The 15,016-nt window shown below is 51.4% G+C and carries 13 protein-coding genes; 8 read left to right on the forward strand and 5 right to left on the reverse strand.

Going from position 1 to position 15,016, the window contains the following annotated elements; all coding sequences use genetic code 11:
• Positions 1 to 52 precede the first annotated feature (52 nt).
• From fruB to fruA, 3 genes are read left to right on the forward strand one after another with little or no spacing between them, the layout of a single operon-like run.
• Positions 53 to 1,183: a fused PTS fructose transporter subunit IIA/HPr protein gene (gene fruB, locus IB196_RS07725; RefSeq protein WP_005129247.1), complete on the forward strand. Its 1,131-nt coding sequence runs from the start codon at positions 53 to 55 to the stop codon at positions 1,181 to 1,183.
• Positions 1,183 to 2,121, forward strand: a complete 939-nt coding sequence (gene fruK / locus IB196_RS07730; RefSeq protein WP_003027446.1) for a 1-phosphofructokinase — start codon at positions 1,183 to 1,185, stop codon at positions 2,119 to 2,121. The genes fruB and fruK overlap by 1 nt, the downstream gene beginning before the upstream one ends.
• A 16-nt stretch (positions 2,122 to 2,137) precedes the next feature.
• Positions 2,138 to 3,826 carry a PTS fructose transporter subunit IIBC gene (gene fruA, locus IB196_RS07735; RefSeq protein WP_149691482.1) on the forward strand — a complete coding sequence of 563 codons (1,689 nt, stop codon included), beginning with the start codon at positions 2,138 to 2,140 and terminating at the stop codon, positions 3,824 to 3,826.
• An 81-nt stretch (positions 3,827 to 3,907) separates the two neighbouring features.
• On the opposite strand, the gene IB196_RS07740 is transcribed toward fruA, so the two are convergent.
• Positions 3,908 to 5,206, reverse strand: coding sequence for an anaerobic C4-dicarboxylate transporter (locus IB196_RS07740; RefSeq protein WP_040230609.1), 1,299 nt, complete (start codon positions 5,204 to 5,206; stop codon positions 3,908 to 3,910).
• Positions 5,207 to 5,276: 70 nt separating this feature from the next.
• A complete protein-coding gene (locus IB196_RS07745; RefSeq protein ID WP_005129244.1) occupies positions 5,277 to 6,002 on the reverse strand; it encodes an amino acid racemase in 726 nt (241 codons plus the stop codon).
• A 352-nt stretch (positions 6,003 to 6,354) separates the two neighbouring features.
• Here IB196_RS07745 and hypT point away from each other — a divergent pair, with 352 nt between their 5' ends.
• From hypT to IB196_RS07765, 4 genes are all read left to right on the forward strand, one after another.
• Positions 6,355 to 7,266, forward strand: coding sequence for a hypochlorite stress DNA-binding transcriptional regulator HypT (gene hypT, locus IB196_RS07750; protein ID WP_149691483.1), 912 nt, complete (start codon positions 6,355 to 6,357; stop codon positions 7,264 to 7,266).
• Positions 7,267 to 7,568: 302 nt separating this feature from the next.
• The gene (locus tag IB196_RS07755; protein WP_188232098.1) at positions 7,569 to 8,510 is read left to right on the forward strand and encodes a pseudouridine kinase; all 942 of its coding nucleotides are present in this window, start codon (positions 7,569 to 7,571) and stop codon (positions 8,508 to 8,510) included.
• Positions 8,498 to 9,433 (forward strand): pseudouridine-5'-phosphate glycosidase, encoded by a 936-nt coding sequence (locus tag IB196_RS07760; protein WP_188232059.1) that lies wholly within the window; start codon positions 8,498 to 8,500, stop codon positions 9,431 to 9,433. Before IB196_RS07755 ends, IB196_RS07760 begins: the two co-directional genes overlap by 13 nt.
• Positions 9,434 to 9,527: 94 nt before the next feature.
• Positions 9,528 to 10,778 (forward strand): NupC/NupG family nucleoside CNT transporter, encoded by a 1,251-nt coding sequence (locus IB196_RS07765; protein ID WP_040230612.1) that lies wholly within the window; start codon positions 9,528 to 9,530, stop codon positions 10,776 to 10,778.
• Between the two features lie 46 nt (positions 10,779 to 10,824).
• On the opposite strand, the gene IB196_RS07770 is transcribed toward IB196_RS07765, so the two are convergent.
• The 3 genes from IB196_RS07770 to IB196_RS07780 all read right to left on the reverse strand — a co-directional run bounded on the left by IB196_RS07770 (position 10,825) and on the right by IB196_RS07780 (position 13,894).
• A complete protein-coding gene (locus IB196_RS07770) occupies positions 10,825 to 11,913 on the reverse strand; it encodes a sugar kinase (protein WP_005129227.1) in 1,089 nt (362 codons plus the stop codon).
• Between the two features lie 2 nt (positions 11,914 to 11,915).
• Positions 11,916 to 12,773, reverse strand: a complete 858-nt coding sequence (gene nfo, locus IB196_RS07775) for a deoxyribonuclease IV (RefSeq protein ID WP_005129226.1) — start codon at positions 12,771 to 12,773, stop codon at positions 11,916 to 11,918.
• Positions 12,774 to 12,844: 71 nt separating this feature from the next.
• Complete coding sequence (locus IB196_RS07780; protein WP_005129225.1) at positions 12,845 to 13,894, reverse strand: YeiH family protein; 1,050 nt, start codon at positions 13,892 to 13,894, stop codon at positions 12,845 to 12,847.
• 133 nt (positions 13,895 to 14,027) lie between these two features.
• Between IB196_RS07780 and yieE the strand changes: the two genes are divergently transcribed.
• Positions 14,028 to 14,909, forward strand: a complete 882-nt coding sequence (gene yieE / locus IB196_RS07785) for a DNA-binding transcriptional regulator YeiE (protein WP_040230613.1) — start codon at positions 14,028 to 14,030, stop codon at positions 14,907 to 14,909.
• Positions 14,910 to 15,016 lie beyond the last annotated feature (107 nt).

Here is a 15,016-nt window from a genome sequence, read left to right on the forward strand (position 1 = left end):
CCTTTTTTCTCATGTTAGCTGAATCGTTTCAATTCAGCAGGAGAGGAGAATCATGTTCCAGTTATCTGTTCAGGATATTCACCCGGGCGAACAGGCCGGGAACAAAGAAGAGGCTATTCGCCAGGTTGCCGCAGCCCTGGTGCAAGCGGGCAACGTTGCGGACGGCTATGTCAATGGCATGCTGGCGCGCGAACAACAAACATCGACGTTTCTCGGCAATGGTATTGCCATTCCTCACGGTACGACAGACACACGCGATCAGGTGCTGAAAACCGGGGTGCAGGTGTTTCAGTTTCCGCAGGGTGTGACGTGGGGCGAAGGTCAGGTTGCGTATGTGGCAATCGGCATTGCAGCCAGCTCAGATGAGCACCTTGGGTTGTTGCGTCAGCTGACCCATGTATTGAGTGATGACTCGGTTGCAGAACAGCTGAAATCTGCCACCACGGCAGAAGAATTACGTGCATTGCTGATGGGCGAAAAGCAGAGCGAACAGCTGAAGCTTGATAACGAAACGCTGTCATTGGACGTCGTCGCCACTTCGCTGGTGACGCTGCAGGCGCTGAACGCCGCGCGTCTGAAAGAAGCCGGTGCAGTAGATGCCACCTTTGTGGCCAGAGCGATTAACGAGCAACCAATGAATCTTGGTCAGGGCATCTGGCTGAATGATTGTGCTGAAGGCAATGTGCGCAGCGCCGTCGCGGTCAGTCGTGCGGCAAGCGCATTTGACGTTCAGGGCGAAGCCGCTGCGCTGCTGGTGACTGTCGCGATGAATGATGACCAGCCCGTTGCAGTGCTGAAGCGTCTTGGCGATCTGTTGCTGAGCAATAAAGCTGACCGTTTGCTGAAGGCAGATGCTGCAACGGTGTTGGCGCTGCTGACCAGCGATGATGCATTAACTGATGATGTACTGAGTGCCGAGTTTGTAGTGCGTAATGAGCATGGTTTACACGCCCGTCCGGGCACCATGCTGGTGAATACGATTAAACAATTTAATAGTGAAATAACCGTGACAAATCTTGATGGAACCGGAAAACCGGCAAATGGACGCAGTTTGATGAAAGTTGTGGCATTGGGCGTGAAAAAAGGACACCACCTGCGCTTTACCGCACAGGGTGAAGATGCTGAACAGGCGCTGAAAGCCATTGGCGATGCCATCGCGGCAGGTCTTGGGGAGGGCGCATAATGAGCAGACGTGTTGCAACTATCACCCTGAACCCGGCTTACGATCTGGTCGGTTTTTGCCCGGAAATTGAACGCGGTGAAGTCAATCTGGTGAAAACGACCGGTCTGCATGCGGCGGGAAAAGGGATTAACGTCGCAAAAGTGCTTAAAGACCTGGGGATTGACGTGACGGTTGGCGGCTTTCTGGGTAAGGACAACCAGGATGGTTTTCAGCAGTTGTTCAGTGAGCTGGGCATCGCTAACCGTTTTCAGGTGGTGCAGGGGCGTACCCGAATTAACGTCAAGCTGACTGAAAAAGATGGTGAAGTTTCTGACTTCAATTTTTCTGGTTTTGAAGTCACACCGGCTGACTGGGAACGCTTTGTGAATGACTCACTGAGCTGGCTGGGTCAGTTCGATATGGTGTGTGTCAGCGGCAGCTTGCCGACCGGCGTGAGCCCTGAAGCATTCACTGACTGGATGACGCGCCTGCGCAGTCAGTGCCCATGCATTATCTTTGATAGTAGTCGTGAAGCGCTGGTCGCTGGCCTGAAGGCAGCTCCGTGGCTGGTGAAACCAAACCGTCGTGAACTGGAAATCTGGGCTGGCCGTAAGCTGCCAGAAATGAAAGATGTTATTGATGCGGCACATGCTCTGCGTGAGCAAGGCATTGCGCACGTGGTGATTTCACTCGGTGCGGAAGGCGCGTTGTGGGTCAACGCTTCGGGTGAATGGATTGCTAAGCCACCGTCAGTTGAGGTGGTCAGCACTGTAGGTGCGGGGGATTCGATGGTTGGCGGTCTGATTTATGGCTTGCTGATGCGTGAATCCAGCGAACATACCCTGCGTCTGGCGACGGCAGTTGCCGCCCTGGCGGTAAGCCAAAGCAATGTGGGTATTACCGATCGTCCTCAGTTGGCCGCAATGATGGCGCGTGTCGACTTAAAACCGTTTAACTGACAGCAGGAGAGGCATAATGAAAACGCTGCTGATTATTGACGCTAATCTCGGCCAGGCTCGCGCCTATATGGCGAAAACCCTGCTTGGAGCGGCGGCACAGAAAGCGCATCTGGAGATCATCGACAATCCAAATGATGCAGAACTGGCGATTGTCCTGGGCGATACGCTACCTGTCGACAATTCGCTGAACGGCAAAAAGGTCTGGCTGGGTGACATCGGTCGTGCGGTTGCGCATCCCGAGCTTTTTCTCAGTGAAGCAAAAGGTCATGCGCAGCCATATAGTGCGCCGGTTGTGGCAACGCCAGCAGCAAGCAATGGTCCAAAACGTGTGGTGGCAGTGACAGCCTGTCCGACAGGCGTCGCACATACGTTTATGGCTGCTGAAGCTATTGAAACCGAAGCGAAAAAACGCGGCTGGTGGGTGAAAGTGGAAACCCGTGGCTCAGTAGGAGCAGGTAATGCCATTACGCCGGAAGAGGTTGCCGAGGCTGATCTGGTGATTGTGGCGGCTGATATTGAGGTTGATCTGGCGAAATTTGCTGGAAAACCGATGTATCGCACGTCTACGGGTCTGGCGCTGAAGAAAACGAAGCAGGAACTGGATAAAGCGCTGGATGAAGCGACCCCGTATCAGCCTGCCGGGAAGAATCAGACTGCTGCTACAGAAGGAAAAAAAGAGGGTGCGGGCGCGTATCGTCACCTGTTGACCGGTGTGTCTTACATGCTGCCGATGGTGGTGGCGGGTGGTCTGTGTATTGCGCTGTCATTCGCCTTTGGTATTGAAGCATTCAAAGAGCAGGGTACGCTGGCGGCAGCACTGATGCAGATTGGTGGGGGCTCAGCCTTTGCTCTGATGGTGCCCGTTCTGGCAGGTTATATCGCGTTTTCTATCGCTGACCGTCCTGGTCTGACGCCGGGTCTTATCGGCGGTATGCTGGCAGTGAGTACCGGTTCTGGCTTTATCGGTGGGATTATCGCCGGTTTCCTTGCCGGTTATGTGGCGAAGCTCATCAGCACGAAGCTGAAACTCCCACAGAGTATGGAAGCGCTGAAACCGATTCTGATTATTCCGCTCCTTTCGAGCCTGGTCGTTGGTCTGGCAATGATTTACCTGATTGGTAAACCGGTTGCGGGTATTCTGGAAGGCCTGACTCACTGGCTGCAAACCATGGGGACGGCGAATGCGGTTCTGCTTGGCGCTATTCTTGGCGGCATGATGTGTACCGACATGGGCGGTCCAGTGAACAAAGCGGCCTACGCTTTCGGGGTGGGTCTGCTGAGTACGCAAACTTATGCACCGATGGCAGCCATTATGGCGGCAGGTATGGTGCCACCGTTGGCGCTGGGTCTGGCAACGCTGGTTGCGCGTCGCAAGTTCGACAAAGCACAACAAGAAGGTGGCAAAGCGGCGCTGGTTCTGGGTTTATGCTTTATCACCGAAGGTGCAATTCCGTTCGCGGCACGCGATCCGATGCGTGTTCTGCCATGCTGTATCGTCGGTGGCGCGGTGACGGGAGCAATCTCAATGGCTGTGGGTGCGAAGTTGATGGCGCCACACGGCGGACTGTTTGTACTGTTGATCCCTGGCGCCATTACCCCTGTACTTGGTTACCTGCTGGCGATTGTTGCTGGCACGCTGGTAGCCGGTCTCTCCTATGCGGTGCTGAAGCGCCCGGAAGCAGATGTTGTGGCAAAAGCGGCATGATTTAATGCTGACATCGGGGGCAGAGATTTCTCTGCCCCTTTTTTTATCCATTAACCGCCGCCTGGAGATGTGAAAAACGGTTCAGGCAATCATTGGCGCGATGATAAAACCAAAGGCAACGCCAGCGATGATCCCACCAAGTCCTGGCAACATAAACGGATGGTTTAATACATACTTGCCCACGCGCGTTGTCCCGGTAGTGTCGAACTCCATTGCCGCCAGTGAAGTGGGGTATGTGGGTAGAACAAACACCCCCGTCACTGCCACATAGGACGCCAGAATGGCCCAGGTGGGTACACCAAGCGCGACGGCAAGCGGGATAATCAGCGGCGTGGTGGCTCCCTGCGAATAGAGCAGTGCGCAGGTCCCAAACAGCACCAGTGCCAACAGCATCGGATAAGCCCGTAGAATGTCACCCGCGATATCCTTTATCCCTGTTAAATGGGCGTCAATGAAGGTTGTGCCCAACGTAACAATCCCCAGAATCACCGCCAACGAACTCATCCCTGCCCGAAAAGTGGATGTCAGAACAATCGCATCTGTTGATGTTTTGCATAACACCACCATCAGGCAAGCGGCAGATAACATGCAGATAATAATAATATCCCGCGTATTCATCGGACTACCGACGTCGAATCCCGGACGTAGCTGAGGGCAGGCGGCAAGGATGACGATGACGACCGTTGCCAGCATAAACAAGGCAACGGAAAGCACAGCACCCGGCGTCGTACTACTCTGGCTTTCATATTTACGCACCAGACCTTTTTGCAGGCGTTGCAGATACACTTCATCATCCTGTAGCTCGCATCCCTGGCGTGAAGCTATTAATGCGGCCACCATTGCGGCAACGAATGAGGCGGGCAGGCATACCGCCATGACCTGGATAAAGCTGACGCCGTTTCCTTCCATGATGGTCAACATTGCGGCCATCGCAGCGCTGATCGGCGAGCCGGATATTGCCACCTGCGAGGCGACGACGGATCCTGCTAGCGTGCGTGAGGGGCGGATACCGGACTCTTTTGCTACCTCGGCAATGACCGGTAGGGTAGAAAAAACAATAAATCCGGTCCCCGCCATAATGGTCATCGCCCAGGTAATAATGGGCGCAATGATATTGATATATTTAGGGTTACGCCGCATAAAATTCCCGGCAACGCGTACCAGATAATCCATACCACCTGCGGCCTGTAGTGCTGAGGCAGCCACGACCACCGTCATAATAATGAGAATCACGTCAACGGGCGGCGAACCAATTTGCAACCCAAATCCCAGCGTTAAAATAGCCAGCCCCAGCCCGCCACATAAACCAATACCAATACCGCCGAGGCGGATACCAAAAAATATTGCGCCCAACACTACGATAATTTCCAGCCAAATCATAATGGCCTCCGCCTGAGAGTGATTCGTTATTAATATAGGTATTTGCTTGATGCGATAATTAACCTGAATTTCATTTTTGCTGCGCTAAAAGATGATTTTTACCAACGCGTTTCTCGTACCATTTAATACCGGCGCGAACCAACGAACCGGTTGAATCAATATATTTTTCGGGTGACATTTTGACTGCCTCAGCAAGAATGACGGGAACTTCAGTGCATCCCAACACGATGACCTGTGCACCGCGTGAGAAGAGTGCTTCTGCCTGTTCATTCATCAGCGTTTGCGCCCGCTTAACATCACCGGCTTTTAAGCAATAGATACTTTCCATCACCTTTTCCTGACCGGCCGGGTCAGGGCTGACACAGGTTAAACCAAGAGATTCTATGCCCTTTTGATAGAGACCCATGTACAACGTGGCGTTGGTGGCAAGTAAACCGATACGCGATTTTCCGCAGTTCCTGACCTCGCTGATGGTTGTTTCAACAATGCTGAGCAGCTCTGTGTGACAGCACTCTTTTAATTCTTTAAACCAAAAATGGGCGGTATTACAGGGGATCACAATACACTCCGCGCCAGCATCTTCGAGTTTATGCATATAATCGCGCATTGCCGGGAGTGGGGAATTTCCATGATGCATTAACGCGTCGGTTCGGTCAGGAATGTCAGGAATAGAGGATATAATTAATGGGATATGTTCCTGGTCACGTTGTACTGCGGTAAATGTGACGAATTTATTAAAGAGATCGACGGTTGCAGCTGGTCCCATACCACCCAGTACGCCAATTAAACCTTTCACGATATATACCTCGACTTACCGATAATTAATATTCAGATCTGGATTGTGTCTGCTGATCATGTTTAACAGCAGTGAGACGCGAGGAGAAATGCAATAATGTTGGGTTCAATGCAAAAACTGCATGATTGTGGTTTCTTCTACAATCCCGGTAGTCCTGTATTTAGCCAGAGACCCGACAATCCGGCGTGGGTAAGCGATCGTAACCAGTGGGCAGAGGATCCTGTTAATGTTTAAAACGAAGGCTTTATGCAAAAAACGAATCACCAGGTGTTGATGAGGATTATCATATGCGGAAATATTCAGGCATGATGCTACAGGTTAATTGGCATATTTAAACATCCGTGTGATACGCATGAAAAATATTGAGACAAAATGGTTATATGACTTTCTGACGCTGGAAGCGTGCCGTCATTTTTCCCAGGCGGCTGAGGAACGTAACATCTCCCAACCGGCATTTAGCCGGCGGATCAAAGCGCTCGAATCCGCCGTGGGGGTACAGCTTTTTGATCGCACGACGAGTCCACTGCAACTCACGGAGGAGGGCAAGCTATTCCATTCGCAAACCCGTAGTCTGCTGCAACAGCTGGAATGCAATCTGGATGAGCTAAGTGGGCACAACCTGCTTGGGGTACCCAATATCAAAATAGCGGCGGCACATTCTCTGTCGCTGACGATGTTGCCCAGATTAGTGCACTCAATGGCAGCCTGGGGTGAAGAATTTGTCTGGCACGTCGAAGCTATCGATGTTGTTCAGGCGGTGAATACTCTGCGCGAGGGGAAAAGTGATTTTATTATCTCTTTTCGGGATGAAGACTTAATGCAGTCGCCATTCTGCGGTTTGAAGGTTTTTGAGTCTGAGCTGTATCCCGTCTGTGCAGCTGACGCGCAGGGGGAGGCGTTATTTGATATCTATCAGCCGCAGGTGCCGATTCTGAACTATACCAGTACATCCTACATGGGAAGATTGGTAAACCGTCATCTGGCGGAAGTGGGCGGTATTTCTGCTCGTACGCTGTTTATGTCTTCGATGAGTGAGTTATTGAAAAATATGGCACTAGATGGGCATGGTATCGCCTGGCTGCCGGTGTGGACTATCGTAAACGAACTGCGTGACAAGCGTCTGGTTTGTCTGCAGACGCCGGAACTGATGGTGCCTATTCAGGCCTATATTTACCGGATGGATACCCGCCTGAATAAAACGGCTGAGCACTTCTGGCGGATTTTGTACAACCATATGCCAGAGGATCTGGTTTCGCTCAGTTAATACACGCCAGTCTGCCTGGCGCATCTGTAAAGTCTCCGGTTATTCGGAGGTTATTTTTTTAGTTTGCTCAATTTGTGTTCTTCCTCTCATTTTTTCTCTTCCTTGCAAACTGTATCTATAAAAAATTGTGACTCTGTTCATATCTATTTGCTTTAGATCTTGCTGATGGATTTACTTTACAAAAAACCTGGCTAACATGAACATATGTTTGATAGTGAACATGTGCTCTAATAATCTTTGCTGTGGTAAAGGTTATTTTTGACGAACTCATTAGTGGTAATTATATTGCCAGGGGACGTGCTATGCGTGAAAAGGAATACATAGTAACCATTGGCTCGGCCAATATGGATGTGGCCGGGTATTCGCATGCTTCTCTAAATTATGCGGACTCGAATCCGGGGAAAATAAAATTTACGCCAGGCGGCGTGGGACGCAATATCGCTCATAATTTGGCGCTGCTGGGGAAAGATTCATGGTTACTGACTGCCGTTGGTAACGATTTCTATGGACAATCACTGCTGGCGCAAACTAATCAATCTGGTGTTCATGTCGAAAAATGCCTGATTGTTGCTGGAGAAAATACATCAAGTTATTTGTCGCTGCTTGATAATACCGGTGAGATGCTGGTTGCCATTAATGATATGAGTATTACTGACCACATTTCAGCGGCTTTTTTGTCGCAACATCGTGATTTTATTCGTGCAGCAAAAGTCATTGTCGCTGACTGTAATATCAGTGAAGACGCGCTGACATGGGTGTTGGAAAACGCGGGTGAGGTACCGGTGTTTGTTGACCCGGTATCGGCATGGAAGTGCGTTAAAATTCGCGAGCAGCTCTGCAAAATCCACACCTTAAAGCCTAATCGACTTGAAGCTGAAACCCTGAGTGGGATTGCACTTTCCGGGCGAGAAGATGTTGGCAAAGTTGCCACGTGGTTTCATGAGCGCGGCCTAAACCGGCTGGTGCTCAGCATGGGCGGCGACGGCGTTTATTACAGTGATATCTCGGGGAGTAGCGGTTGGTCGCTGCCCATTAAAACTCACGTCATTAATGTCACGGGGGCTGGTGATGCCATGATGGCGGGACTGGCTTCCTGCTGGGTCGACGGTCTGCCCTTTATTGATTCGGTTCGATTTGCGCAGGGGTGCTCATCTATGGCACTGGCCTGTGAATATACCAATAACCCTGATTTGTCTGTTGCGAATGTTAGCTCAATAGTGGAGAACACAGAATGTCTGAATTAACTCTTTCCTCTGAATTATTACAAATATCTCCAGAAGTTCAGGAAGCATTAAACAGTAAAAAACCCATTGTTGCACTTGAGTCAACCATTATTTCCCATGGCATGCCATTTCCACAAAATGCGCAGACAGCGATTGAAGTAGAAGAAACTATTCGCAAACATGGTGCTGTGCCTGCGACTATTGCCATTATCGGCGGAATAATGAAAGTAGGTTTAAGTAAAGATGAAATTGAACTTTTAGGACGTGAAGGGCATAACGTGGCTAAAGTTAGCCGCCGAGATTTACCATTTGTGGTCGCGGCAGGGAAAAATGGGGCCACGACTGTTGCTTCTACCATGATTATTGCCGCGCTGGCGGGAATTAAAGTATTTGCGACCGGGGGAATTGGTGGCGTTCATCGTGGGGCTGAACATACGTTTGATATTTCCGCAGACCTGCAAGAACTGGCACATACCAATGTCACGGTTATTTGTGCCGGGGCGAAATCTATTCTGGATCTCGGTTTAACAACTGAATATTTAGAAACCTTTGGTGTGCCGTTAATTGGTTATCAAACCCAAGCGTTACCGGCATTTTTCTGCCGTACCAGTCCGTTTGAGGTCAGCATCCGTCTGGACAGCGCAAAAGAGATTGCCCGCGCGATGGCGGTGAAATGGCAAACCGGCCTGAACGGCGGCCTGGTTGTCGCAAATCCCATCCCTGAACAGTTTGCCATGGCAGAGGAAAAAATTAACGCGGCAATCGATCGGGCAGTGAAGGAAGCTGAAGAGCAGGGCGTTGTGGGCAAAGATAGCACGCCGTTCCTTCTGGCACGGGTTGCGGAACTGACCGGAGGCGACAGTCTGAAATCTAACATTCAGTTGGTGTTCAACAACGCCGTACTGGCTTGCGAGATTGCGAAGGAATACCAACGCCTCGCCTGACCAAATTTCCGGGCAGAAAGCGGTCGCCCGTGAATATCAAACCTACCAAAACCTGGCGTTAGCGCCGGGTTTCCTGGCATGAAGGGATTTCATTATGGATATAATGAGAAGTGTTGTGGGTATGGTGGTATTACTGGCCATCGCGTTTCTGCTGTCAGTAAATAAAAAACGGATTAGCCTGCGTACCGTTGGCGCAGCGTTGGTTTTGCAAATCGCCATTGGCGGTATCATGTTGTATTTCCCGCCGGGGAAATGGCTGGTTGAACAGGCCGCGCTCGGCGTCCACAAGGTGATGTCATATAGTGACGCGGGTAGCGCATTTATCTTTGGCTCCCTCGTTGGGCCAAAAATGGATGTGCTGTTTGACGGGGCCGGGTTTATCTTCGCCTTCCGGGTGCTCCCGGCCATCATTTTTGTGACCGCACTCATCAGTCTGCTCTACTACATTGGCGTGATGGGGTTGTTGATCCGCATCCTCGGCGGTATTTTCCAGAAAGCGTTGAACATCAGTAAGATCGAGTCATTTGTCGCAGTAACCACGATTTTCCTCGGGCAAAACGAGATCCCGGCAATCGTGAAACCGTTTATTGACCGCCTGAATCGCAATGAGCTGTTTACCGCTATTTGTAGCGGAATGGCCTCGATTGCTGGCTCCATGATGATTGGTTACGCCGGAATGGGCGTCCCGATCGACTATTTGCTGGCGGCATCGTTGATGGCAATTCCTGGCGGTATTTTGTTCGCGCGTATGCTGAGTCCGGCAACGGAAGAATCTCGCGTCACCTTTGAAAACCTGTCATTTACTGAAACGCCACCGAAAAGCATCATCGAAGCGGCGGCCAGTGGGGCGATGACCGGGCTGAAGATCGCCGCTGGTGTGGCGACAGTAGTCATGGCATTTGTCGCCATTATCGCGCTGATTAACGGCATTATTGGTGGCGTTGGCGGTTGGTTTGGCTTCGGTCACGCGACCCTGGAAGGCATTTTTGGCTACATTCTGGCTCCGCTGGCGTGGATTATGGGCGTGGACTGGAGCGATGCGACGCTGGCAGGTAGCCTGATCGGGCAGAAGCTGGCGATTAATGAGTTTGTCGCTTATCTCAATTTCTCTCCGTACCTGCAAACGGGTGGGACGTTGGATGTGAAGACTATTGCGATTATTTCGTTTGCGCTGTGTGGTTTTGCAAACTTTGGTTCGATTGGTGTTGTCGTCGGTGCGTTTTCAGCCATTGCGCCACAGCGTGCGCCGGAAATCGCACAGCTTGGGATGAGAGCACTGGCTGCGGCAACGCTGTCAAACCTGATGAGTGCTACAATAGCCGGTTTCTTTATCGGACTGGCATAAAATAAAGTGTGTAGGCCGGATAAGCGTAGCGCTATCCGGCAGACATTCAAGCTGTTTGCAGTAAATACAGTGCGTTATCAGCGGAGAGCGTTGGGTTGTTAATACTGACGCTGGCGCGTGATAATGCTGCACAGGCCATTGCAAACTGCGCGCTTTCGCGGAACTCACTGCCTTCCAGAAAGCTGTATAACAATCCCGCCATAAATGCGTCATCGGCGCCGAAACTGTCTATCACCGTATGCTTCGGCGATGTCAGTAAAAATTGCTCTCCGTCCTTTTCGCTGCAAAAAACGGATTCGTCTTCCAGACACACAAAGATGCGTTTTACTCCCTGCTGATGGAGGTCGTTGACGGCCTGCACGCGATCCGCATCCGACTGGACAGGCTTACCCCATAAAATGCCCAGCTCTTTCTGCGTGGGTTTTAGCGTATGAATACGTGTAAACCAGGTCTTCATTTTTGCCGCTTTGAACTCTGAAACGGTATCAATAAATACCGGAATGTCATCAGCAATAGTAAATACCCACTCGATGGCTTCAGCTGTCAGATTGCAATCCGCCAGCACGACGCCGGAATGGCGGATAAGATCCCGTGAACCGTTCAGCAACTGCGGCGTTAGCTGTTGCAGAATGTGGGTATCATTAATCGCCAGTACGGTCTCTTCCTGCTGATTCGCGATCGACAAATAGGTGGAGGTGTTATGTCCATGCAGACGAATGCAACTGGAAACGTTAACACCAGCCTGACGGGTCTGTTCCAGCAGCGTTTCGCCATAGAAATCGCTGCCAACAGCGGAGATTAAATGTACGTCGCGACCCAGCAGCGCCAGGTTGTGGGCGATGTTACGCCCTACACCGCCTGCTGAGCAATGAATGCTGCCAGGGTTCGAGGCGGCCTGAGGATAATGGATGTCTGCAACACCCCGGATATCCATGTTGATAGCTCCGACAACCACGCAATAATCCTGTTCGGTAAGGATATAACCTTTACCTTTGATCATGCCTTTACGCATTAAATCCATAATATGCGCAGCGACGCGTGAACGGCTGATCTGCAAAATATCGGCGATTTCATTCTGCTGAATCAACGGATTGCGGCGCAGGATCTTAAGGATCTGCTTTTCCCTGTCGTTCATGATTAGGCCACCGCTTTTTCTGTTTGCTGGGCTTTCAGCCAGGCAATCTCTTCTGCCCAGATATCTGGATTAATGGTTTCCAGCACCAGCGGAATGCCGTCAAAACGATTGTCCTGCATAATCCATCGGAATGCGTCGTGGCCAATATTGCCTTCACCTAAGCTGTGGTGACGGTCAACGCGGCTGCCAAACGTGCTCTTGGCGTCGTTCAGGTGCATACCGCGCAGATATTTGAAACCGACAATACGTTCAAATTCCGCAAACGTCTTTTCGCATTCCTCAACGGAACGCAAATCGTAACCGGCCGCGAAGGCGTGGCAGGTATCAATACAGACGCCGACACGGGATTTATCTTCTACGCCGTCGATAATGGCGGCCAGGTGCTCAAACTTAAAGCCAAGGTTGCTGCCCTGTCCGGCGGTATTTTCAATTACCGCCGTAACGCCCTGGGTCTGGGCGAGGGCGATATTGATCGATTCGGCAATGCGCGCCAGACATTCATCTTCCGGGATCTGCATCAAATGGCTGCCCGGGTGAAAGTTCAGCAGGGATAAGCCAAGCTGTTCGCAGCGCTGCATTTCATCGATAAATGCATCACGTGATTTTTCCAGCGCATCGCTGACCGGATGACCGAGGTTTATCAGATAGCTGTCGTGAGGCAGGATTTGCGCGGAAGTATAGTGATACTTCTCGCAGGCGGATTTGAAATCATCAATGATTTCGGTGGTCAGCGGCGCGGCACGCCACTGACGCTGATTCTTGGTGAACAGGGCGAATGCGGTCGCTTCGATTTCTGCGGCTCGAATAGCGGCGTTAGCCAGACCGCCAGCGGCGCTTACGTGCGCTCCAATATATTTCATAAATTAAACCCGCCATACTCAAATGCAAAAGGAGGAAGTATAGCGGGTTAATGGAGGTGAGTCGTGCTCGTTTATGCCATCAGCGCGTGGATGGCAACGTTAATCGCGCCACCGCCCACAATCAGCCAGACAAACAGCACCAGTGCCATCAGCAGAGGTTTTGCACCGGCTTTTTTCAGCGCACTCACGTGAGTGGTTAACCCCAGTGCGGCCATCGCCATTGCCAGCAGCACGGTGTCCAGCGTAACCAGCATGTTCACCACTGACTGCGGCAGCAGGTGGAACGAGTTAAAAATCGCGACCACAATAAACAGGATGGCAAACCACGGAATAGTGATTTTACTTTTCTCTCCACTGGTCGCCGGAGACAGTTGTTTAACACGTGCTGCCAGGATGATGAGGAACGGAGCCAGCATCATGACGCGCAGCATTTTCGCAATGACGGCTGCGTTTTCAGCTTCCGGGGTGATTGCATGCCCGGCAGCAACAACCTGTGCGACTTCATGCATCGTGGAGCCAATATAAATCCCGTAGGTTTCCGGGCTAAACCAGTGCGCCAGTAGCGGGTACATTGCCGGGTACAGGAAGATAGCAATGGTTCCGAAGATAACCACGGTAGCAACGGCGACCGTGACCTTACTGGCTTCTGCTTTCACCACCGGCTCGGTGGCTAATACCGCGGCGGCACCACAAATGCTGCTCCCCGCGCCAATCAGCCAACTGGTGTGGCGGTCCAGACCAAATACTTTCTGTCCGAGGAAGCAGGCCAGCATAAAGGTGCTGCTGAGCGTCAGGACATCAATGACGATACCGCTGACACCAACGTCGGCTATTTGGGCGAAGGTGAGGCGGAAACCATAGAGGATAATCCCCAGACGCAATAGATGTTGTTTAGCAAACAGCACACCACCGTCACAGCTTTTCCAGATTTGTGGATACACGGTGTTGCCGATAACCATCCCGAATAAGATGGCTAAGGTGAGCGCGCTGAACCCGGCACCTGCGACGGCGGGAATGGAACCTCCCCATAAGGCGGCCCCGGTGATAACTGCGCTCAGGGCAAGCCCCGGAATAAAATGCCACACTGTACGACGATGATTCTGTAGGGCGAGTTCAGTCATAACCCCTCCTGAACAATTTGAATGATTTCTTGGCAAAAATTGTAAGGTGAAGTGGCTTAAAAATAAAATTGATTATATATTTATAATTAATCTTTATAAGTGGTAAGCACGGGCTACCCGGTGGAAAACGACTATGCATATCACCCTGCGACAACTTGAAGTGTTTGCTGAGGTACTGAAAAGCGGCTCGACGACTCAGGCATCTGTCATGTTGTCATTGTCGCAGTCAGCGGTGAGTGCTGCGCTTACCGATTTAGAGGGGCAACTTGGCGTGCAATTGTTTGACCGCGTCGGCAAGCGGCTGGTCGTCAATGAGCACGGGCGCTTACTCTATCCGCGTGCGTTGGCCTTGCTTGAGCAAACGACAGAAATCGAACAGCTTTTTCGTGAAGATAATGGCGCGATTCGCGTCTATGCCAGTAGCACCATCGGCAACTATATTTTACCTGCCATGATTGCCGGTTACCGGCGGGATTTTCCCGATTTGCCGCTGGAACTCAGCGTGGGCAACAGCCAGGATGTTATCAATGCCGTGCTGGATTTTCGGGTCGACATCGGGCTGATTGAAGGACCCTGTCACAGTACGGAGATCATCTCTGAACCGTGGCTGGAAGATGAACTGGTGGTATTTGCTGCGCCGTCATCGCCGCTAACCACTGGCTCCGTGACGCTGGAGCAACTTGCGGCTTCGCCCTGGATCCTGCGCGAACGTGGGTCCGGTACTCGCGAGCTGGTGGATTACCTGTTGTTGTCTCATCTACCGAGATTTCAGATGGCAATGGAGTTGGGTAACTCTGAGGCTATTAAACATGCTGTCCGCCATGGTCTCGGGATCAGTTGCTTGTCGCGTCGGGTTATTGCAGAACAACTGCAGGCAGGAACGTTAAGCGAAGTTCCGGTGCCGTTGCCACGTCTGGTTCGCACGCTTTGGCGCGTCCATCATCGGCAAAAACATCTTTCAAACTCGCTGCTACGTTTTTTACGTTATAGCGACCAGGTAGAGCAGGTTGAATAAGACGCTGGTGCGTCGCACCTGCAATGAACACCCCATCGTCAACTGAGGGCAATCGTCATACGTTGCCCATTTTCTGCTTTACTTATAATCCGCGGCCAGTCATGAAG

It is taken from the genome of Citrobacter sp. C6_1 (assembly GCF_014596835.2).
Taxonomy (GTDB): domain Bacteria; phylum Pseudomonadota; class Gammaproteobacteria; order Enterobacterales; family Enterobacteriaceae; genus Citrobacter; species Citrobacter pasteurii.